The sequence below is a fragment of the Devosia sp. GW821-FHT12F11 genome (genome assembly GCF_058806655.1).
The window spans coordinates 805166-826184 of record NZ_JBXAPX010000001.1; the positions used below are offsets into that span (position 1 = coordinate 805166).

The 21019-nt window shown below is 65.5% G+C and carries 19 protein-coding genes; 12 read left to right on the forward strand and 7 right to left on the reverse strand.

The genetic code is table 11. The features are described from left to right. Nucleotides 1-172 precede the first annotated feature (172 nt). The 8 genes from AC1ROK_RS04050 (at nucleotide 173) to AC1ROK_RS04085 (ending at nucleotide 9924) form a co-directional block, all read left to right on the forward strand. On the forward strand, nucleotides 173-1153 hold the full coding sequence (locus AC1ROK_RS04050) for a tagatose kinase (RefSeq protein ID WP_492844062.1): 981 nt from the start codon (nucleotides 173-175) through the stop codon (nucleotides 1151-1153). A 60-nt stretch (nucleotides 1154-1213) separates the two neighbouring features. After that, nucleotides 1214-2239 carry a LacI family DNA-binding transcriptional regulator gene (locus tag AC1ROK_RS04055; RefSeq protein WP_492844064.1) on the forward strand — a complete coding sequence of 342 codons (1026 nt, stop codon included), beginning with the start codon at nucleotides 1214-1216 and terminating at the stop codon, nucleotides 2237-2239. Nucleotides 2240-2518: 279 nt separating this feature from the next. Then, a complete protein-coding gene (locus AC1ROK_RS04060; protein ID WP_492844680.1) occupies nucleotides 2519-3385 on the forward strand; it encodes an ABC transporter permease in 867 nt (288 codons plus the stop codon). Beyond that, nucleotides 3372-4328 (forward strand): carbohydrate ABC transporter permease, encoded by a 957-nt coding sequence (locus AC1ROK_RS04065; RefSeq protein WP_492844066.1) that lies wholly within the window; start codon nucleotides 3372-3374, stop codon nucleotides 4326-4328. The genes AC1ROK_RS04060 and AC1ROK_RS04065 overlap by 14 nt, the downstream gene beginning before the upstream one ends. A gap of 109 nt (nucleotides 4329-4437) precedes the next feature. Next, nucleotides 4438-5985 carry a DUF3502 domain-containing protein gene (locus AC1ROK_RS04070; RefSeq protein WP_492844068.1) on the forward strand — a complete coding sequence of 516 codons (1548 nt, stop codon included), beginning with the start codon at nucleotides 4438-4440 and terminating at the stop codon, nucleotides 5983-5985. A gap of 59 nt (nucleotides 5986-6044) precedes the next feature. Beyond that, entirely contained in the window at nucleotides 6045-6692 is a 648-nt protein-coding gene (locus AC1ROK_RS04075) for a DUF624 domain-containing protein (RefSeq protein WP_492844070.1), read from the forward strand. A gap of 20 nt (nucleotides 6693-6712) precedes the next feature. Further along, nucleotides 6713-9136, forward strand: a complete 2424-nt coding sequence (locus tag AC1ROK_RS04080) for a glycoside hydrolase family 2 TIM barrel-domain containing protein (protein WP_492844072.1) — start codon at nucleotides 6713-6715, stop codon at nucleotides 9134-9136. A 2-nt stretch (nucleotides 9137-9138) separates the two neighbouring features. After that, entirely contained in the window at nucleotides 9139-9924 is a 786-nt protein-coding gene (locus tag AC1ROK_RS04085) for an SDR family NAD(P)-dependent oxidoreductase (RefSeq protein ID WP_492844074.1), read from the forward strand. Between the two features lie 186 nt (nucleotides 9925-10110). Here the strand turns inward: AC1ROK_RS04085 and AC1ROK_RS04090 are convergent, their stop codons facing one another. Next, nucleotides 10111-10878 carry an FCD domain-containing protein gene (locus AC1ROK_RS04090; RefSeq protein ID WP_492844076.1) on the reverse strand — a complete coding sequence of 256 codons (768 nt, stop codon included), beginning with the start codon at nucleotides 10876-10878 and terminating at the stop codon, nucleotides 10111-10113. A gap of 171 nt (nucleotides 10879-11049) precedes the next feature. Here AC1ROK_RS04090 and AC1ROK_RS04095 point away from each other — a divergent pair, with 171 nt between their 5' ends. From AC1ROK_RS04095 to AC1ROK_RS04110, 4 genes are all read left to right on the forward strand, one after another. Then, a complete protein-coding gene (locus AC1ROK_RS04095) occupies nucleotides 11050-12366 on the forward strand; it encodes an ABC transporter substrate-binding protein (RefSeq protein ID WP_492844078.1) in 1317 nt (438 codons plus the stop codon). A 95-nt stretch (nucleotides 12367-12461) separates the two neighbouring features. Continuing rightward, a complete protein-coding gene (locus AC1ROK_RS04100; protein ID WP_492844080.1) occupies nucleotides 12462-13508 on the forward strand; it encodes a mannonate dehydratase in 1047 nt (348 codons plus the stop codon). A 90-nt stretch (nucleotides 13509-13598) separates the two neighbouring features. Continuing rightward, entirely contained in the window at nucleotides 13599-14600 is a 1002-nt protein-coding gene (locus AC1ROK_RS04105; RefSeq protein WP_492844082.1) for a glycosyltransferase family 10 fucosyltransferase, read from the forward strand. After that, on the forward strand, nucleotides 14597-15742 hold the full coding sequence (locus AC1ROK_RS04110) for a nucleotidyltransferase family protein (RefSeq protein WP_492844084.1): 1146 nt from the start codon (nucleotides 14597-14599) through the stop codon (nucleotides 15740-15742). Before AC1ROK_RS04105 ends, AC1ROK_RS04110 begins: the two co-directional genes overlap by 4 nt. Here the strand turns inward: AC1ROK_RS04110 and AC1ROK_RS04115 are convergent. From AC1ROK_RS04115 to AC1ROK_RS04140, 6 genes are read right to left on the reverse strand one after another with little or no spacing between them, the layout of a single operon-like run. Next, nucleotides 15702-16784 (reverse strand): glycosyltransferase family 2 protein, encoded by a 1083-nt coding sequence (locus AC1ROK_RS04115; RefSeq protein ID WP_492844086.1) that lies wholly within the window; start codon nucleotides 16782-16784, stop codon nucleotides 15702-15704. The genes AC1ROK_RS04110 and AC1ROK_RS04115 overlap by 41 nt on opposite strands. A gap of 38 nt (nucleotides 16785-16822) precedes the next feature. Beyond that, on the reverse strand, nucleotides 16823-17005 hold the full coding sequence (locus AC1ROK_RS04120; protein ID WP_492844088.1) for a hypothetical protein: 183 nt from the start codon (nucleotides 17003-17005) through the stop codon (nucleotides 16823-16825). Nucleotides 17006-17057: 52 nt separating this feature from the next. After that, nucleotides 17058-17891 (reverse strand): phosphoenolpyruvate carboxykinase (ATP), encoded by an 834-nt coding sequence (locus AC1ROK_RS04125; protein WP_492844089.1) that lies wholly within the window; start codon nucleotides 17889-17891, stop codon nucleotides 17058-17060. After that, nucleotides 17864-18160 carry a hypothetical protein gene (locus AC1ROK_RS04130; RefSeq protein ID WP_492844091.1) on the reverse strand — a complete coding sequence of 99 codons (297 nt, stop codon included), beginning with the start codon at nucleotides 18158-18160 and terminating at the stop codon, nucleotides 17864-17866. The genes AC1ROK_RS04125 and AC1ROK_RS04130 overlap by 28 nt, the downstream gene beginning before the upstream one ends. A 27-nt stretch (nucleotides 18161-18187) precedes the next feature. After that, nucleotides 18188-19420, reverse strand: a complete 1233-nt coding sequence (locus AC1ROK_RS04135) for a glycosyltransferase (protein WP_492844093.1) — start codon at nucleotides 19418-19420, stop codon at nucleotides 18188-18190. Then, nucleotides 19417-20910 carry an alpha-mannosyltransferase gene (locus AC1ROK_RS04140; protein WP_492844095.1) on the reverse strand — a complete coding sequence of 498 codons (1494 nt, stop codon included), beginning with the start codon at nucleotides 20908-20910 and terminating at the stop codon, nucleotides 19417-19419. The genes AC1ROK_RS04135 and AC1ROK_RS04140 overlap by 4 nt, the downstream gene beginning before the upstream one ends. Nucleotides 20911-21019 lie beyond the last annotated feature (109 nt).

Here is a 21019-nt window from a genome sequence, read left to right on the forward strand (position 1 = left end):
CGCAGATCGCGGAAGGGGGGCTGATCGGAACGACCGGCCCCCCTTCCGCAGCATGACCAAGGTTTCAGCCAGCAGCCTGCCCTGGAATCGGGGCTGCTCCGAGGGCGTCGGCGCGTGCTATCTGATCGGTGCCTGACCGCCCTGTCGGTGCCAGAAGTGGGAACGTCGCCGCATGCCGAATGCCGTTTTGTCCCCCGACGAACTGGGGCCGACCATTTGCGTCGGCGAGATCCTGGTCGAGATCGTTGCGACCACCACCGGTGACGGGTTCCGCTCCGCGCAGCCGCTGGTCGGGCCGTACCCGAGCGGCGCGCCGGCGATCTTTATCGACCAGTGCAGCCGCTTCGGTGGCAGCGCCGCAATGATCGGCGCGGTCGGCGATGATGATTTTGGCCGGGTCAACCTTGATCGGCTGCGGGCGGATGGCGTCGATGTGTCGGCCGTTGCCATCGATCGTGAGTTCCCGACCGGCAGCGCCTTTGTGCGCTACCGCGCCAGCGGCGCCAGGGATTTCGTCTACAACATCGCCACGTCCGCCGCGTCGCGGTTCGGCTGGGACGACAAGGTCGAGGCGCTCGTCCACCGTGCCGGCCACCTGCATGTCATGGGCACGGCGCTGTCGATGCCGAGCGCCCGCGAGGTCATTGCGCGCGCCGTCGAGATAATCAAGGCGCGCGGCGGCACGCTGTCGGTCGATCCCAATCTGCGCAAGGAGCTGCAACTGAGCGCGCCGATCGAGCGGCAATTCGCCGAGCTGGTGGCCAAGGCCGATCTCCTCCTCCCCAGCGGTGACGAGCTCGAGCGCGCCGCCGGCGTCGACGGCGAAGCGGCAGCGCTCCGGCGCCTGTTCGAGCTTGGCGTCGGTGAGATCGTGCTGAAGCGCGGGGCGGCCGGCGCCAGTTGGTTCAGCCGCGACGGATCCCGCATCGACGCCGCGGCCTTCGCCGTGACCGAACTCGATGCTACCGGCGCCGGCGACTGCTTCGGCGGCGCCTATGTCGCCGGCCGACGGTTGGGGATGGGGCCCGAGCAGGCCCTGCTCTATGCCTCGGCCGCCGGGGCCCGCAACGTCACGGTTCGGGGGCCGATGGAAGGCGCCGGGACGCGGTCCGAACTCGACGCGTTCATCGCCGCCACGCCAAGGCGGATGTGATTGCCGCTTGCATAGGTCCTGCCTTCTTGCCTAAGCAGGTCTCCCGATTGGGGAAGCGTCGTGGTCACGATCAAGGAAATCGCCAAGGCAGTGGGCGTCTCGTCCGCGACGGTGTCGCGGGTGCTCAACTTCGACCAGACCCTGTCGGTGACGCCCAAGACCCGGCAGGCGATCATCGAAACCGCCGAGGCGCTGAAGTACGAGACGCCGCGGGCGCGCAACCGCGCCTATCAGCAAGGGCTCGGCAAGGTGGCGCTGGTGCACTACCTGCGCCCCGACCAGGAATTCGTCGATCCCTACTATGTCGGGTTGCGGCTGGGCATCGAGAGCCGCTGCCAGGCCCTGAAGATCGAGACCATCAAGGTCTACCACACCGACAGTCTGCCCGAGGCCTCGCTGCTGCGCGGCGCCTCGGGGATCATCGCCATCGGGCGACACGACGAGAACGAGATCGCCTGGCTCAAGCGGCACAACCGCAACCTGGTGTTCGCCGATTTCGCCCCGCCGACCGACGAGATCGATTCGGTCGAGGCGGACCTGATGCTGGCGACGCGCAAGCTCCTGCAGTCGCTGCGTGAGGCCGGCTATCGGCGGATCGCTTTTGCCGGCTGGGTCGATGTCTACGACGGGGTGCAGCCGACCCGGGTCGAACGGCGCTGCCGCGCCTATATCGAATGGGCCAAGGAAGCCGGCGTGTTCGACGAACGCATCTGCCTCACCGACGGCAAGACCGAAGACAGCGGCTACAAGCTGACCCGCCAGATCCTGTCGCAGCCCGACCGGCCCGACGCGCTGGTCACCGCCAATGACAACATGGCGGTCGGCGCCTACCGCGCCATCCACGAGATGGGGTTGCGCATCCCCGACGACATCGCAGTGGCGAGCTTCAACGACATCTCGGTGGCGCAGTTCCTCAACCCGCCGCTGACCACCGTGCACCTCCCGGCCGAGGAGATCGGCGAGGGCGCCGTCGAGCTGCTGCTCGAGCGGATGGGCGGGCGCGAACTGCCCAAGCGTGTGACCCTGGCGACCAGCATTCGCTGGCGCGGCAGTACCAAAATCCGGGCGTCGCAGACCCCGAACTAAATATTTACTGAAAATCTTGCGCAGAGCGCATCCCCCGGCTAACACTATGCCGGCGGGAGGGAGACCTGCACGACTTCACTGAGCCGACCATGAGCAAAAAGCTCGGGCCCGGTTGGTTGCGACGCCACGTGAGAGCCGATCCGTCGGCCGCTCATCGGGGCAGCGTCTGGAGGGACGCCGCGGCCGACGGCAGAGAGGGGGAAGATGTCAGGAACGGATTCGTCCCGGGGACGTAAGTCCATTTGGCGGCAGCTGGCGGACAGCAAGGTCCTCTTGCTGATGTGCGTCCCGGCGATCATTTTCTTCATCGTTTTCAACTACATGCCGCTGCCGGGCGCGTGGATCGCCTTCACCAATTTCAATTACCGGGACGGGATCTTCGGCAGCCCGTTCGTCGGCTTCAAGAACTTCGAGTTCCTGATCAAATCCGGTCAGCTCTGGACGCTGACGCGCAATACCATCCTCTACAATCTCGCCTTCATCGTTTTGGGCAACATCCTGCAGATCGCCATCGCGATCATGCTCAACGAGGTGCGGCTGGCCTGGTTCAAGAAGCTCAGCCAGGCGGCGATGTTCCTGCCGTTCTTCATCTCGTCGGTGCTGGTCGGGGTTATCGCCTTCAACCTCCTCAACTACGACACCGGCGCGCTCAATGCGCTGATCAAGCAGACCGGCGGCGACCCGATAAAGATTTACTCGAGCGCCGGCGCCTGGCCGCTGATCATCATCCTGGTGCACCTGTGGCAATCGACCGGCTACGGCTCGATCGTCTACTTCGCCGCCATCATGGGCATCGACCGCAGCCTCTACGAAGCAGCGACGGTGGATGGCGCCTCCGCCTGGCAGCGCATCCGTTTCGTCACGCTGCCGAGCCTCAAGCCGACCTTCATCATCCTGGTGCTGTTCGCGCTGGGCGGCATCATGCACGGCAATTTCGGGCTGTTCTGGAACCTCGTCGGCAACAATGCCGCGCTATTCCAGACCACTGACATCATCGAGACCTCGGTCTACCGGATGGTGCTGTCGCAGAACAACTTCACCACCTCCACCGCAGTCGGCCTTTACCAGTCGCTGTTCGGCTTCGCCCTCGTGATGACGGCGAACTGGATCGTGCGCAGGATCAACAAAGACTATGCACTCTTCTGAGCTGGCCCGCCCATTCGAGACAGAAGGCGTCGGCCTCGGGCCGGCCAAGCCGCGGGCGATCAAGCTCGACGCCAGCGACATCGTGATCCGCTCGATTTCCTACGTCACGATCACGCTGTTCGCGCTGTTCTGCCTCTTGCCCTTCGTCATGATGCTGTCGGCCTCGCTGTCGAGCGAGCAGGCTATCATGAAATCCGGCTTCGGCATCCTGCCCAAGGATTTTTCGTTCGCCGCCTACGAGTGGATCTTCAAGGCGCCCAAGCAGATCATCGGCTCCTATGTCGTCACCATCGTGATGACGGTGTTCGGCACGGCGATCGGCCTGTTCATCATTTCGATGACCGGCTACGCGCTGCACCGGAAGGACTTTCCCTTCCGCAACCACATCTCGTTCCTCATCTACTTCACCACGCTGTTCTCGGCCGGCCTCGCCCCGACCTTCCTGTGGGTGGCGCGCGACCTGGGCCTCAGGGGCAATTACCTCGCGGTGTTCCTGCAGCTGCTGATGACGCCGTGGCTCATCATCCTGATGAAGAACTTCATGCGCACCGTGCCCTACGAGATCATCGAATCCGGCAAGGTCGATGGCGCCGGCGATTTCCGCATCTTCGCCCAGCTCTGCCTGCCGATGATGAAGCCGGCGCTGGCGACGATCGGGCTGTTCCTGGCGCTCGGCTACTGGAACGAGTGGTACCTGTCGTCGCTGTACCTGGGCAGCACGGTCGAGTTCAAACCGCTGCAGTACCACCTCTACAACATCATCAACACGGCGAACGCGCTGCGCAATTCCGTCGCCGGTTCGAACGTCAGCGTGACGGCGCTGCCGAGCAATACGCTGAAGATGGCGAGCGCCATCGTCGCGACCGGCCCGATCCTGCTGCTCTACCCGTTCGTGCAGAAATACTTCGTCAGCGGCATCACTATCGGCGCGGTGAAGGGCTAGCGCGACGGCAAACTACGCGGCCGGCGCCGATGACCGGCCGCACCCTCGAAGCCAATTCGAGTTGAGGGAAATCTCGGCAAGTACGTCAAAATCAGAGGAGGAGTCTGAGATGAAGAGAAGGAATGTCGTGCGGGTCGGGGCGGCGCTGCTGGCCATCGGCATCAGCATGCCGGCACTGACGGCGGGGGCCTTGGCCCAGGATGCGCCGACCGAGATCACCATGCTGACCATGGGCAACAAGCCCACTAATGGCCGCCTCGAGGCGATGCTGGAAAAGCTCAACGAGCTGCTGGTCCAGAAGGTCAACGCCAAGCTCGACCTGTTCTATATCGAGTGGGCCGACTGGCAGACCCAGTACAACGTGCAGCTGCTGTCGGGCGACGACAATGTCGATCTCGTCGCCACCGCCACCGACTGGCTCTACGCCTGGGAGAATGCCGAGAAGGGCGCCTTCCTGCCGCTGTCGGAAGAAATGCTCAAGGCCAATGCGCCCAAGACCTGGGCCCAGGTCGAGGCCGATGGTCACTGGGATCTGACCAAGCTCGCCGACGGCAAGATCTATTTCATGCCCGAGGACAACTACACCCAGTACACCAACCACGGCTTCTTCTACCGCGGCGACTGGGCCAAGGAGGCCGGCTTTCCGAACGGCGAGATCACCAAGTTCGAGGATTTCACCAAGTATTTCGAGTGGGTGAAGGCCAACAAGCCCGACGCCTATCCGTGGGATGTCGCGGGCGCCAACGAGGCGGCGCTCACCGGCTACATGCAGGGGCACACCGACTTCCAGACCATCCAGGGCATCAGCGCCGGCAACTACTTCCCGTTCCAGACCACGGCGGCCAACCCCTACACCGTCACCTCCTGGTACATGGAAGGCGATGCGCTGGTCGAAGCGGCCAAGCTCGCCAAGCAATGGAACGATATCGGGGTCTGGCGCGAGGACGCGCTGAACTATGATGGCGATACGCGTGAGGAGCTCTATGCCGGCCTGTCCGGCGCCGACCAGCACCACACGCAGACCTTCGTCAACGACATCGTCAACAACATGAATACCAAGCAGCCCGGCTCCGACCCCAAGTTCTTCTACTGGGGCCAGGAAAACGGCAACTTCTTCAAGGACATTTTCACGCACGGCGCCATGGCGGTCAGTGCCTATTCAAAGCACCCGGAGAAGGCGCTGCAGGTCTATGACCTGATCCGCAACGACAAGGAAATCTACGACCTGTTCAATTTCGGCATCAAGGATGTCGACTACATCATCACCGCCGATGGCAAGCTGGGCTACCCCGAGGGCTATGATTCCTCGACCATGTCGCTGGGCACCGACTACTGGTGGGGCCGCATGGACGAGTTCGAGCTGCCGCGTACCACGCAGGCTTCGAACCGGGCCGAGATCATCGCCAAGCTCGACGCGGTGGCCAAGGACTATCCGTACTCGACGCTGATCATCAACAAGCAGAACATCGACTCGACCCTCGCAGCGATGGCCGGCGTGCTGTCGGAGTACATCCCGCAGCTGCAATACGGCAAGTTCGAGGACCCGGCCGCTGCTGTCGCCGAGATGCGCCAGAAGCTGAAGGATGTCGGCTACGAGGACGCACGCGCCTCGATCCAGGCCGATATGGACGCCTGGAAGGCCGCCCGCGGCCTCTAGTCACCTGACCCACGGACCGGGTGGTGGTCGCACCGCCCGGTCTCCCCGGAGGACCCAGCATGGCAACCCTGTTTTCGGCGGACTCGGCGCTGATGCGCGGCCTGAGCCTCGTTGCCGATGTGATCGTCCTCAACCTGCTGTTCGTCGCGACCTCGATCCCGGTCTTCACCCTCGGCGCTTCGCTGACGGCGCTGAATTTTTCCGCGATGCGACTTGCAACCGGGGAGTGCAACTCGGTGACCGCAGACTATTTCCGCTCGTTTCAGCGCAACTTCCGCCAGGCCACGGTGATCTGGCTGCTGCTGCTCGCCTTGGTTGGCGTGCTGGCCGCCTGGTACGTCGTGGTCACCAACCTGACCTTCGGGCCGCTGGCCGAACTGCTCCTCCTCGCTGCCTGGTACGTGCTGGCCTTCAATTTCGCCGCCGCGGCCTTGTTCGTCTTCCCCTATCTCGCCCGCTTCGAGGGCCGCACCCGCGACGTGTTGCGCAACGCGCGGCTGCTGTCGTGGAAGCACCCGTTCACCGGGCTCGCCGCGCTGGGGCTGATCGCGCTCTCGGTGATCATCACAATCTTCTACCCGCAGCTCACCGGCTATGGGCTGTTCTGGTTCTTCGTCGGCTTTGCCGGCATCGCCACCGTCAACGGACGCCTGTTTGCCGGCGTCTTCCGCAAATACCTCGCTGCCGCAGTATCGGCATCCACCTGAGAGATAAGGGCCGAGGGCTCATGCATAGCTACGACATCCGCCAGTGGGCCTTCAGCCTCACGGACACGCCGGAGGCCTGGGCCAAGGGCTTTGACGATACCGCGTGGCGGCCGGTTAGCGTGCCGCATGACTGGAGCATCGAACAGGAGTTCGCCGAGAACCATTCGAGCGGCACCGGGTACCTCCCCGGTGGCATCGGCTGGTATCGGGCGCATGTCTCGCTGCGCCAGCTCAGCGACATCGTTGGCGATGTCGCCGGCAAGCACGCGCGTCTCAAATTCGGCGGCGTCTACAAGAACGCCCGGGTCTGGGTGAACGGCTACCATGTCGGCGGCCGTCCCTCCGGCTATGCCGAGTTCTCGTTCGATTTGACCGAGATCCTCTCCTACGCCAATGGCGACGACCTGGTGATCAGCGTCAGGGTCGAGCATACCGACATCTCCGACAGCCGCTGGTACAACGGCAGCGGCATCAACCGGCACGTCACGCTCGAGCTGCACGAGCCGGTACGCGTTGCCGAGTATGGCACGGTGTTCGAGACCGTGGCCGCCGACGTCAACGAGGCGACTGTCCAGGTCACGCAGCGGCTGGTGAACGACACTTCGGAACCGCTGACGGTCGCGGTACGGCACGAGTTGCGCTCGCTCTCGTCGAGTCGCGTCCAGGCGTTCGAAACTGCCGCAGAACTTGCCGCCGGGGGCTCGGCCGAGACCGTCATCAGGGCGATCGTTCCGCAGCCCGAGCTGTGGTCCGATACCAGCCCGAACCTCTATCGGCTCACCACCACGCTGAGCTGGGGTGCAAATCAGCGCGCCGTCTACGACGAGACCGTCGGCATCCGCACCTTCCGCTTCGATGTGGAGCGGGGCTTCTTCATCAATGGCGAGCCGCGCACCCTGAAGGGCGTCTGCCTGCATGAGGATGCCGGCCCGTTCGGCACCGCGGTGCCATCGGAGGTGTGGCTGCGCCGGCTGCTCAAGCTCAAGCAGCTCGGCTGCAACGGCGTCCGCATGGCGCACAATCCGCATGCGCCGGAGCTCTATCGCCTCTGCGATGCGCTCGGCTTCTACGTCATCGACGAGGCCTTCGACGAGTGGGAGAACTCCAAGAACAAGTGGTGGCAGGGGCACAATGTCTACCCGCCGCGCCATCAGGGCTATGCCCAGGACTTCCACGAGTGGGGCGAGCGCGACCTCGTCAACATGATCGACGCGCACCGCAACCACGCCTCGGTCATCGCCTGGAGCACCGGCAACGAGATCGACTACCCCAACGATCCCTATGCCAGCGCCATGTTCGAGGCGATGACCGGCAACAACGACGCCAACAAGTCGGCCAAGCAGCGCGCCTACGATCCGAACCGCCCCGATGCGCGGCGCCTCGCCACCATCTCGCGGCGCCTCGCTGCCATCGTCAAAGGCAAGGACCCGACCCGGCCGGTCACGGTGGGCGCTGCCTTCCCCGAGCTCTCGCGCTACACCGGCTTTCTCGAACCACTCGATCTCGTCGGCTACAACTACAAGGAACACCTGTATCCGGCCGATCACCAGAAGTTCCCGGGCCAGCCGATCATCGGCAGCGAGAACGGCCACGGCTATCCGGAATGGCGCGCCGTGGTCGACAACGACTACATCTCCGGCCAGTACCTGTGGACCGGCATCGACTATCTCGGCGAGACCGATCGCTGGCCCCATCACGGCTCGCGCGCCGGGCTGCTGACGCTGGCCGGTTTTATGAAGCACAGCGCTCAACTGCGCCGCAGCTGGTGGTCCGACGAGCCGGTCGCCTACCTCGCCACGCGCAAGCGCGGCGACGAAAAGAAGAACCTCTGGTCGCACCCGATCGCCCGGTCCTGGGACGACATCGCCGGCGGCGAGGTAGAGGTCGTCTGCTTTTCCAACGGCGAGCCGCGGCTCACCTGCGCTGGCGCGGATGTCGCGCTGACGCGCGATGAAGAGCAGGGCTATTGGGTTGCCGCCGCCCTACCATCGGCCGGGCCGCTGCTCCTCGAGACACGCCGCAACGGCGAGGTCGCGCAGGACACATTCGGGCCGCGCGGCGACGCGGTGCGGATCGACGCAGTGGTGTGGCAGGCGCCAGACGAAGCCATCCGCCGCTGCACCGACGCCGGCTTGCTCGGCGAGGGCGTCGTCCAGGTCGAGTGCACACTGCGCGACACACACGGCGAAGTGGCGCGCAACGAGCTGCTGCTGACAGTGCAGGTCGCTAACGGGGTTCTGCTCGGCATCGAGAGCGGCGACCTTAGCGATAACACGCCATACGCGGTGCCCGAGCGGCACACCTTCGGCGGGCGGGCAGTGGTCTTCATCCGCGCCGGCGAAAGCACGTCGCTGCGCCTCACCGCTCCCGGCCTCCCTGAACTCCGGCTTCAACCTCTCGAGGCCGGCCTCGCCGGCACCCCCCTCCCCAACACGGTGGTCTGAACATGCTGATCGATCTCAAGAACAAGGTGGCCATCGTCACCGGTGCCGGCCGCGGCATCGGCAACGAAATCGCCAAGACCCTGGCCAGCGAGGGCGCCATCGTCGTCGTCACCGATATCCGCCAGGAGCTGCTCGATGAGGTTGCCGAGGAGTGGCAGCGTCATGGCTGGAACGGCCTGCAACTGCTCTGCGATGTGCGCAAGCCCGAGGACAACCGTGCCGCCGTCGCGGCGGTCGAGCAGGCCTTTGGCCGCATCGATATCCTCGTCAACAATGCCGGCGTCGCCGGCGGTGCCCGGGTTGAAGAGCTCTCCGAGGAGACCTGGGATCTCAACCTCGACGTCAACCTCAAGGGCACCTTCCTGATGTGCCAGGCGGTCATCCCGGTGATGAAGCGCCAGCGTTCCGGCCGCATCCTCAATGCCTCGTCCTTCGCTGCCATAATCCCGTCGGTCGGTGGCGCCGCCTATGCCGCCTCGAAATCCGGCGTCGAGGGCCTGACTCGCGTGCTGGCGGGGGAGCTCGGGGCGCATGAGATCACCGTGAACTGCTACGCGCCGGGCATGATCCCCACGGCGATGAACCGCTTCGCCGACCGCACCGATGCCGAAAAGAGCCGGCTGCTCGACACCCTGACGCTCCGCCGCTGGGGCAGCCCCAAGGATGTCGCCAACCTCATCTGCTTCCTCGCCTCGGACCTGGCGTCCTACATCACCGGCACGATGATCGACGTCTCGGGCGGCAAGTTCGCCACCCAGATGCCCTGGGTCAGCCACCGCGAGCCGTAGCTCTCCTAACGTTACGATTCAGCTGCGCGATACGGCGGTAGGGCTCAAGTCTGGCCCCACCCACCGGCTGTCATCCCAGCGAAAGCTGGGACCCATTTATCCGCTGGCACAGGTGGCGAGTTGGGTCCCAGCTTTCGCTGGGATGACACCGGAGATGTTTGGTCGATCAGTGAAACGAACTGCGATTCAAGCAGTCGGCGGTTCGGCGTACGCGTCCTGCGGCAGCTCTTTCTGCGTCACCCAGGCCGCCCACCAACCCTTGAGATGGTCGCGCATGGCCGTCTCCGCCGCATCGGGGTCGCGGGCGGCAATGGCGTTGAAGATGTCGGTATGCTGGCGATGCGCATGCTGCTCGGTGAACGATTGCCGCTGCAGCTTGGAACGCCGTTCTTCGACCCAGCCGGCAAAGGCATCGTGCACCGCCTCGAAGATGCGGTTGTCTGCTACCTCGAACAGGGTGCGGTGGAACAGCGCGTCGGTGCGGACAAACTCGTGCCGATCGCCGATGGCACGGCCATTGCCATCGAGCCGCTCGCGCAGCAACGCCAGCTGTGCGTCGGTGATGTTTTTCGCCGCGTTCCGCGCCATCGCCTGTTCGAGGAATGAGCGCGCGGCGAACAGGTCCTTGAACGTCTCGCCGTCCTGCAACGACAGGTGAATGACGCTGTCGAGCGATTCCAGCACGCTCCCCACATCGGGCTTGCGCACCCGCGCCCTCCGGCCGTTCTCGGTTTCGATCAGGCCCTTCTTCTCGAGGAACAGGAAGGCTTCGCGGACTGACGGGCGGCCGGTCTCGAAGGTCTCCATCAGGTCTCGCTCCGACGGCAGCCGGTCCCCCGGTTTCAGCCGTCCATCGCGGATCGCCGCCTCGAGGCGGGCCGCCACCACCTCGTAGAGTTTCGGCCGGGAGATTGGCGCCAGTCCGAGACCTTGGCTGGAATCGCCTTCGCTCATTGGATGTCCTTCGCTTCGTTGCCGCCAGCATAACCAAAACGGATTAGCCCACAAGACTTGATGTCATGCCGTCATGCTGTTACCTGTCAGGCCAGTTTGGCGCGGAGGCGACAGCCTGTACGCAGATGCTGTGCGTGCCGCCGCCGCCGTTCACCTGGGAGGGACAGAGCAGTGAGTGAGACATTGAACAGAGCCGGCTGGACGCGCCGGCGCGTGCTGGCGAGCGCGGCGGGCGGCGTGGCCCTAGCGGCGGCCGGAGCGTTCCCGATGCCCGCCATCGCGCAGTCGAAGAAGCTCACCTACTGGGGCGGCCTGGTGCTGAGTGACACCGCCCACAAGCTGCTGATCGACGCCGTCACGGCGTGGGGCGCGGCGAACAATGTCGAGACCGAGGTCGTCTTGATCAACGTCAACGAGATCACCCAGAAGGTCTCCGCTGCGATCGCCTCGGGCACGCTCCCTGATGTGTTCGATGTCGGGCTCGAGCTCTTGACGCTGCTGTCGCGGCAGGACGTCTTCGCCAAGGTCGACGATGTCTATGAGCGGATCGGCAGCGCCCATGGAGGCTGGTTCGAAGGCCCGGCCAAGGCCAGCGACATGACCGCCGTGGCCGGCGGCCGCACCGCCATTCCGTTCGGTGTCAGCGGCAACCTGTTGATGCGACGCAAAGACCTGCTGGAGCCCGCCGGTTTCACAGCGGCGCCCAAGACCTGGGACGAACTGGTGACGCAGGCCGAAGCCATCAACAAATCACCGCTCTCGGGGCTGGGGCTAGCACTCTCCAACGTCGGTGACGGAAACCTGCAGACCAGCGTGCTGCAGTCGTTCGGCGGCCGCATCGCCGACGATGCGGGGAAGATTGTGACGCTCGACACTCCCGCGACCCGCCTGTGGCTCACCTGGCTGAAGGGCGCCTGGGACAAGGGGTTGTTTGCTCCGGGCAACACTGTCTGGGATGGCTCTGGCGACAACCAGGCTTACCTGTCGGGCCAGGTCGGCTTCATTGCCAATACCGGTTCGGTGGCTGTGGCGGCGCGCAAGGATGACCCGGAGCTGTTCGAGCAGACCGGCTTCTCGGCTCTGCCCGCCGGCCCGATCGGCACCATCTCACCGGTCAGCCCACAGAGCCGCGTCATCAATGCCAAAAGCCCGTTGGTCGAAGAGGGCAAGTCGCTGCTCGAGCACCTCGCCAACTCCGCGTTCATGAACGAGTACTTCCAGTACGCCATCTGGGGGCCGGTGTTGAAAGATCAGGAAAAGCTCCCGGCCTTCGACGGCTCCAACACCATCCTCAATGGCTTGCTCGACCTCGCCAAGACCGGCACGCCGCCCGCCTACCCGGATGTGTTCAACGCCGCCTATGCCGACATGTCGGCCAATTTCATCATCCCCAAGCTGGTGCAGCGCGTGGTGGTCGACGGTTGGGATTTCGACAAGGCCATCGCCGAAGGCCAGGCCTCGACCCAGGCGATTTACGACAAGTACTGATCCGATGGGCGCGCACCACTGAACGGTCCGCGCGCTTGGTAGCCAAGAGAACGGATGATGACGGTTTCAACGACCTGAATTTGGAGAAAGAGATAATGGGTATCAGGGCAGCGGTGGGTCAGTTTCACGACCTGACCGAGGAGCGGCTGCGCTTCGCCAGACAGATCGGCGTTACCGGGTTGCAGATGAACAACCCGGCGCTGCCCGGCGACGGCAAATGGGCGGAAGAGGACGTCCGTGACCTGGCAGACAAGGTCCGCGAGGCCGGGCTGACCTTCGAGGCGATCGAGAACGTGCCGTCGCAGTTCTACATGAAAGCCATGATGGGGCTCGACGGCCGCGACGAAGAGATCGAGAACTATCAGGCGACCATCCGCGCCGTGGCCCGCGCCGGCATCCCGGTGCTGGGGCTGCATTTCATGCCCAACTCGGTGTGGACCACTGACTATGTCGGGGTGACCCGCGGCGGCGCCACGGCCCGCAAGTTCGAGATGGCGGTGGTCGAAGCCAACAGCGAGAACATGGAACTGCTGCGCAGCTTCATGCCAACCGGGCTCGGCAGCCTCTCGGGCATGCCGCTGTTCGGCCAGGATGGTCCCTTCATTTCCGAAGCGCAGATGTGGAGCAACTACAGCTACTTCATGAGCGCCGTACTGCCGGTGGCCGAAGAGGAGGGGCTGCGGTTGGCGCTCCATCCCGACGATCCGCCGGTGCCGATGCTGGGCGGCGTGGCGCGGCTGTTCTACAAGCCCGACAACTTCAAGAAGGCCTACGAACTGTTCGGCAAATCGCCGAGCTGGGCGCTCGATCTCTGCCTCGGCTGCTGCTCGGAAATGATCGGCGGCAAGCAGAACGTCACCGAGATGATCGAGTTCTTCGCTCCCAAAGGGCGCATTGCTTATATCCATTTCCGCGATGTGCAGGGCACCGTGCCGAACTTCACCGAGTGCTTCATCGGCGACGGCAATTACGACCCGGCCGAGGTCATCGCGCTGCTCGCCGAGAACGGCTTCGATGGCTTCCTGCTCGACGATCACGTGCCCAAGATGGACGGCGACACCGACTGGAACCACCGCGGCCGCGCCCATGCCATCGGCTACATGCAGGGCCTGATCCGCATGCTCGAGTTCAGCCGCAGGTAGGCGCCCAGCATCCACCGCTGAGGCGAGGCCGGTTGCGGCCTGGCGTTTTGCCCGTTACCTCAGGCATGTACGCTTGAGTGGAGCAGCGTCGTGGCCGGCCCCCTTATCCTGTTCCGAACGCCGTATTTTCGCGGGCCGGTGCCGCTGGCGGGCGTGCCGGGCGCGTTGCGGGACCACTTCACCGCCGATCAGGCGCGGCTCAGCGAGGCAGATGCGGTGGTGTTCCACATCCCGGACTGGCGCCCCACACAGCTTGACGACACGCCGAAATATCCGGGCCAGCTCTGGGTGCTCTGGTCGATGGAGAGCGCGGTGAACTATCCGCGCATGGCCGATCCGGCTTTTCTCCGCCATTTCGATCTGCTCGTCACCTACGAGCGGAGCGCCGATATCTGGTCATCGTACCTCCCTGGCATGGCCCAGTGGCAGGCTGCTCTGGCCATGGCGCAACCGCCCAAGACCGAGGCCGCGCCGCTGGTCATGTTCCAATCGGCGCTCATCGATGGCTGCGGCCGCAACGCCTTCTCCGGCGCGCTGATGCGGCAGATCCCGGTCGACTCCTACGGCAGGGTCTATCGCAATCGCACCCTGACCGAGGATCTGGGGCGGCAGAGCAAGCTCGATGCGATCTCGCGCTATCCCTTCTGCCTGTCACTCGAGAACTCGCTGTTGCCGGACTATGTGACCGAGAAGCTGTTCGACCCGCTGCTGGTTGGGACCGTGCCAGTTTATCGCGGCGCCCCCAACGCTGCCGAGTTCGCCCCCGAGCATTCCTATATCGACGCCGAGGCCTATGGCGGGCCCAAGGGCCTCGCCGACTATCTGCGTCACCTGCTGCAGAGTCCGGCCGAGTACGCCGCCTATTTTGCCTGGCGGCAGCGGCCACTGCCTGACTGGCTGCAGAGCAAGCTCGCGGCCTCGGCGACCTCATGCTGGCTCCGCCTGCTCGAGCGCGTCGACACCGCCCGTACCGGCCGGCGGAGCGGGCGGCCGGCGCTGCCCTTCGGTTTTCGAGCTGCACTTTCGGCCCGCACCACGCGGCTGCTGCGCCGGCTTGGCGGCCGGCAGTCGCCGCCGGTACAGTTCCAATGACGGAGCGCCCGACCGCCAACTTGCAGGAGCTGCTCGTCGCCTGTCTGCGGTTCGATGGCGCTGAGGGCGATCAGGCCCTGGCTGGCCGCATCGCGGCAGCAGGGTGGGAGCAGCTTCTCGACCATGCCGACGAGCTACGCCTTGGTTCGGTGCTGATCAGGGCGGTGATGCGTCGCCGTCTCGCGCCACCCGTGCCGCCGCTGACCCTGCCGGACGGTCGCATGACCATCACCAAGGCGCTGCAGCAACGCCAGACCGATCACCTGGCGCGTCGGGCTGTCATGCGGCAGCGCCTTGACGAGATCGCCTCAGCCCTGCGGCGCGAGGCCATCGTACCGCTGGCGCTGAAAGGTGGCCGATCGATCGTCACCGGAGCGCCGGACTGGCGGCACCTGCGCGACCTCGACCTGCTGGTCGCACCGGCTGAGGCGCAACGGGCCCAGGACATCGTCCTTCGGCTTGGCTACCGTCCGGCCGGCGAGCCGCGACCGCGCCTCGTTCATCACCACCTGCATGAGCTGTTCCGCGCCGACATGCCCGGCTGGATCGAAATTCACCGGCGCGGCGGCCCCTCGCGCGTCGAGCAGTTCCTCCCCTCAGCCGAGCTGCTGGCTGCGGCCATTGACGCCTCGCCGGGCAATGCGGGCGCTGTGGTCCTGCCAGATCATCTGCACATCCTGCACGGCATCATCCATCACCACGTCGGCCACCGCGCCGTGAAGCACGCCACCATCGAGCTCAAGGCGCTCTACGAGTTCGCCGCCGCGGTCATCGACATGGACGAGGGTGGGCGGCGCCGGCTGGTCGAGCGCGCCGCGCGCCATCCGCGCCTGCTCGCAATCCTCGAACTCTGGACGGCGGCGGCCAGCGATTTGCTGGGCATGCCGGTGGTGGCGCCGCTTCGGGTGCCGACCGATGCGGTCGCCTGGTGGGCGAGCATGTGCCGGGCGACGCCGAACACGCCGTCGCCGGGAATAGGGCCCGAACTGCGCGCGGCCACGTCGCCGGAACGGCTGCAGCGGGCGGTGGGCGGCGACAGCGCCATGCGCCGGATCTACTGGCGGCTGACCATGCCGCTGACCTTCGTCAAGCGGCCGATGCTCATGCCATTGTCGCACCGGCACCCAAAGCCATCGCCTTGACGCGGTATTCCGGAACCTCCGGAGCGGCTCGGGCAGCACGCCCGAACGCCTCCGCCGCACCTGGGCGGTCGCCCATGCGCAACAGCGCGATCCCCATCAAATCGTGGGCATGGGCTCCGAAAATCCGCCGATCGTGCGCCAGGATGTCGTCGATGATGGCATCGGCATCCTGCGCGAGGAGCAGCCGCAGGTCGTCGATCGCCGCACCAAATGCTCCGGCGTTCACGCTGGCGCGGGCTCTGAGGAACAGCAGCGACCAGTTTTCGGGGTGAAACGCCAATCCCGCTGCGATCAGCTCGCGCATGTCTTCGCCGCGCTGCATGCGAAGGCGCGCGTGTGTGTGGATCAGCATGCTGCGCATGATGCGACCCGGCCGGTCGGTGGGCTCAGGGCGCCCCAGCCCTTGCCCCGAGGTCGCAATTGCCTCGTCCAGCTGGTCCAGTCCGGCCAGCGTGTGGGCCAGATCCTGCCAGTAGTAGCTGCGATCGGGATGCCGCTCGACCGATGCGCGCAACAGGGGCAGGTTGCGGCGGTACTTCGCCAGCATGTCGCCGTCATAGCCCAGGTGGATGAGCCTGGCGGTAGTCTCCATCACCCGTGCTCCGGCTTCGCGCTGCAGCATCGACAGGTCGGGGAGGATCGTCTCATGCATGGCGCCTTTGAACCGGAGCCGAGGGTCGTTCCGGAACAGCCGAAACTCGCGGTAGTACGTGCTGTTGCTGGTCACCCGGAACAGCAGCCGGGCGGCATAGACATCGGGGGCATCGAGCCCGGCGCGCAGGTCATCGCGTGTGGTTTCGACCAGGCGTTCGTCCGCATCGATGTAGAGGATCCACTCCGAGCCGGCCGCGTCGAGGCCGAAGTTACGGGCGGCCGCGAAATCATCGTTCCACGCATACCGGAGGATGCGTGCCCCATGCGCCCTGGCGATGTCGACGGAGGCATCGGTCGAGCCGGTGTCGACGATCACGATCTCGTCGACCAGCCCCCGCAACGACTTCAAGCAGCCGTCGAGAAACGGCTGCTCGTTCTTGACGATCATGCACGCGCTGATCCCTCGATCAACGCGCGGTGTTTGGCTCACGAACCGGTGGAGTTCGCAGCGAACGCCGGGCTTACCATCAGGCCGTCGATGGCAAACGACACCACGACCGGAGCGGCAAATGCCGAGGTGGTTACCAGCTTGCGCAGCGCGTCGCGGCGACCCTGGTCAACAGTTTCGAGCGCTTGTTCGAGCCGCTCGTGCTCGTTCTTCTTCGACATCGCAACCCCTTTCGCCACTACCAGATGTCGAATTGTTGGCCGCTAATGCGGCTTACGTCAACTGGGATGCGAGGGAGGACAGGTGCCATTCCGCGGTAGCGAGGTCTCCAAGCAACAGCTGGTAAGCCGGCACCTCCATCGCCACGCGACGGAGCCGGCCGGCAGCGGTGGCCACGCCGGTTCGCGGCAACATCACCTCCCCCATCAACCGCCCGAAGGCATCCTTGCCGGGGATCGGCCGCGCCGCCGATCGGCCGCCGTGGTTGGCGACCAGAAACACCATGGCGTCGAGCTTACCCGGGCGAATCACCCACGGCCGGCCGCCGACCGCGGGACTGATCGAGCGGATGACCGCGCCGTCCCAATTGTGGATGTAGGGCGCCTCCCAGACCTGATCGGGAAGGCCGGAAACCAGGCGCAGGCTCCCCTCCTTCACGCGCAGGGTTCGGGGACGCGCCACAACCTCGCTGTCCCGGATCACCAAGTGCTCGTCGCCCTCGACCTCATGGCCGGCGAGGACCAGATGCAGCGACAGGGTGCTCTTGCCCGACCCCTTGTGGCCGACCAGCAGCACACGGCGTCCAGCGATCATCACCGTGGCCCCATGCAGGAACGGAGCGCCCGGCTCACCTTCGACGAGGTCGGCAAGGATGATCCGGTGCATCGCGCTCAGCACATGGTTCGGCGTGCCCTCCACCAGTTCACCCGAGGGCAGGGTGGCGACCAGAAAACCATCGCGGAAGCGCACCGGAATATCGATGACCTCGAGCGGCGGGGCCGGCAGATCGGGTGCCGCTTCAACGAAGCGCAGCAGCGGCGCGACCTCGTCGGAGGGGGAATGCAGGCGATACTCTCGCCTCAGGGTGCGGCAGACGATGGGGCGCAAACCACCAGCCCTTCGTCGAGCAGCGACGCAAGGCACTCCTTGACCGCGTCGGTCGGCGCCACGTCGAGGCCGAATGCATCGGCGATGAAGGCCTCGATCTCGCCGGCCGTCTTGTCGAGTCCGCACAGTTCGAACACGATCAGCGCCGTCGGATTGAGGAAGTGCACGCGCTCGCGTTCGTTCTGATAGACCATGGCGCCATCGGGTACGCGATTGACCTCGATGCCATCGACGGAACTGAACTTCGTATCGGGTGCGATCTCAGTCATCGCATCTGGTCTCCTTTGGCCCGCTGGTCATGTAGCTGCAATTTCCGAAAGGCGGCAAGCGAGCCGTTCGATGACGCCACCCCGCTGGTAATGAGAGCGGACGATAGACCATGCGGCCTCCACCCGGGTCGCGCTGGCGCGGGCATCGGCGATGGTATCGAGCGTCGCCTCGGCGAACCCGGCGACACTGTCGGCGAGCAGCAGGTGCTTGCCGCTTTCGAACGGCAGCCCCCTGGCGCCGAGGGTCGTTGTGACCACCGGCACCCGATGCGCCGCAGCTTCGAGCAGTTTCAACCGCGTACCGGCGCCGGCGCGGAGCGGCGCAAGAAACACCGTGGCTCGACCATAGGCTTCGGCGACGTCTTCGATGTCGGGCTGAACCTCGACCCCGTCCCGCTGCCCAAGCCGGGCAAGCCGGCCGGCATCGCGCCCGACGATCAGCAGGCGCAGCGGGCGAGCCGTACGGCGTTGGACGAGGGGCCAGATCTCCTCAACGAGCCAGTTGGCCGCATCGACGTTCGGCGCGTAGCCGAATGAGCCGAGAAACAGCAGCGTTGCGCCATCATCTCGCCGGTGGGGTGCGAGCGGCACACTCACCGCGTTTTCGATGACCTCGAGCCCGGCGGTCGGATGGCGTTCCTCGATGAGAGCGGCATCAAGCCGGCTCGAGATGAACCGGACTGCAAAGATCGGGGCTTGCCGCCCGATGAGTGCGGCCATGGCGTCGGCCTCCGCCGCAGCCCAGGCCGAACCGACTGGATCGCTCGGCTCTAAAGTCGCTGCGATCTCACGGTAGGAGGTCCACTCGTCCTCATCGAGATCGACGGTTGCTCGTGCGGCGTCGAGGACCGGAAGCGCGTCGCCCAGATAGGAGCGCCCGAGGTGAACGAGGTCATAGCGCTCCGCTCCGGCCGCTGCGCGCAGCTCCGCGAGGACCAGCGAAGACAGATGGCTGGCGAACGAACTGCGACCGTAGGAGCGGAAGGCCGAGAGGCGCGCCGCCGGATCGGCGAGGCGCGCGAGGAGAGTGAAGTGGGTATCCTGCCGCCCCGCGACCGGAATGACCGTGGTGGCGACGCCGAGCTCCTCGGGCAAGGCAGCCGGAGCATCGTGCCGCCCGACCACCGGCAGGACGATCAGGCGCGTCTCGAAGCTCCTGCTCAGCGCCTCGAGAAACATCCCCTGCCGCATGGCGAGGCCGTTACCCGATCGTGCCGGCATGATGGGCGCGATGTGCAGCGCCCGTGGTCGCTCGCTCATTCCGGGATCTCGGCCCTGACATAGCCGATGTCGAATTTCAGGGTTCGGTCGACCGCGCTGAGGGAGGGCGGCGGTGTGACCCGCTCCGCCAGTTCCCGCAGCCGGCCCGCGATAGTCGGATCGGCCTCCAGGCCGGAGAGCGCCGCGATCCGCTCCCTGACCCCGGGCAGTACCGCGGCAACCAGCCCGAGCGCATCCACCAGCTGTTGCGACACGCCGGCCGGGCCGCCGAACACGCCGCCGGCGTGCAGCAACTCATCGATGAGGCCCGGCGCGGGCAGGGCGGCAGGCTGCGCTCCGGCAACGCCGTAAAGACTGACGTCGACGATCGGGACGCGGTGGCGCCGCCCGCGCCAGATTCGATCGTCGCCGCGCTCAAGCACGTAGCCGGGCCGATCACTGCCGGCGAGAATGAGCTTGTGGCTGCCCCCGCTCTCTTCGACCCACCAGTGCCGACGGTCGGCAGCGCGGCCGGTGCCGACCTCGGCATGCTCTGCCAGCCGGATGGTGAACGCCGGCTCGTCCGCAGACTCGAGCACGAACTCGCCGGCTGCGATCAGTTCCTGTTCCACGGCGCGTGCACTGAGGCTGCGGTCGGGAGCGGTGAACGCATGCCCGCTCCAGCGCTGCTCCAGCTCGGCCATCGCTGCGAGGCAGGCGGCCTCATGCTGGAAGCCGAACAGCTTCCGCTGTTCACCACCATATTGCCATTTCGCATTGGTCCGGTGCTGGAACAGGGCGTTGCCGGAAAAGTCCCGCTGCACCAGCATGAACTCATCGGTATAGGGGCGATGTGGCGCCAGCGCATATGGCGCGCCCAGCATTTCCCAGGCGAGGAGGTAAGTATCCTTGTCGCCATAGACGAGCCGATACAGGTCCTCGGCCGCTTCATTGAGTCGAACCGCCGCCCGGAGCGCCGCTGCGTGCCGCCGGCGATCGACCAGCACCTGCCCACTCTCGAGCGAGACGGTACGTCGAGCCTCCAGCCCGAGCAGCGGCCAAACGCTGTTGTCGCTCCTGAGGTCGACGATGTCGGGCCAGAACACCGCACCGGCCTCGGCATATTCCGGCCAATCGAAACACGCCGCCGGGTCCGAAACCGGCACCTGATCGGCATCGAGCAGCAACGCTTCGGCAAAACCGCTATGCAGCAAGGCAAACGATTTGAGCTGCCAGCCGTCCCGGATATTGGCCCCGGTCGCGGCAATAACCGGATTAGCATCGACCAGCCGCACGCCGAGGGGTTCGATCAGCGCTGCCATGGCCGGGGAGACCTCGGCCTGGCCGAAATACCACAGCTCCACCGCAAGCTCGGATCTCAGCGCGTGGCGCAGCATGTGAATCAGCACATAGGCATTGGTGAAGATCCTGGCGCCGCCCGCGACGATCACCAGGCCGCGCCCGTGCCCCTGGAGCGGGCCCGGCGACGACGCTCTGATGTCAGCGGCCAGACGGCGGATGCGCTCCGCTGCTGCTGCTTGATCGGTCATGGCGTCCCCCTGCAACTGGCACCGACAACCTGCCGACGGCCGCTTGCGCCTTCTGCCTTCATTAGATTTTATCGCGTCGCAAGGGGCAATAATGTCTGCGCTGGAATCG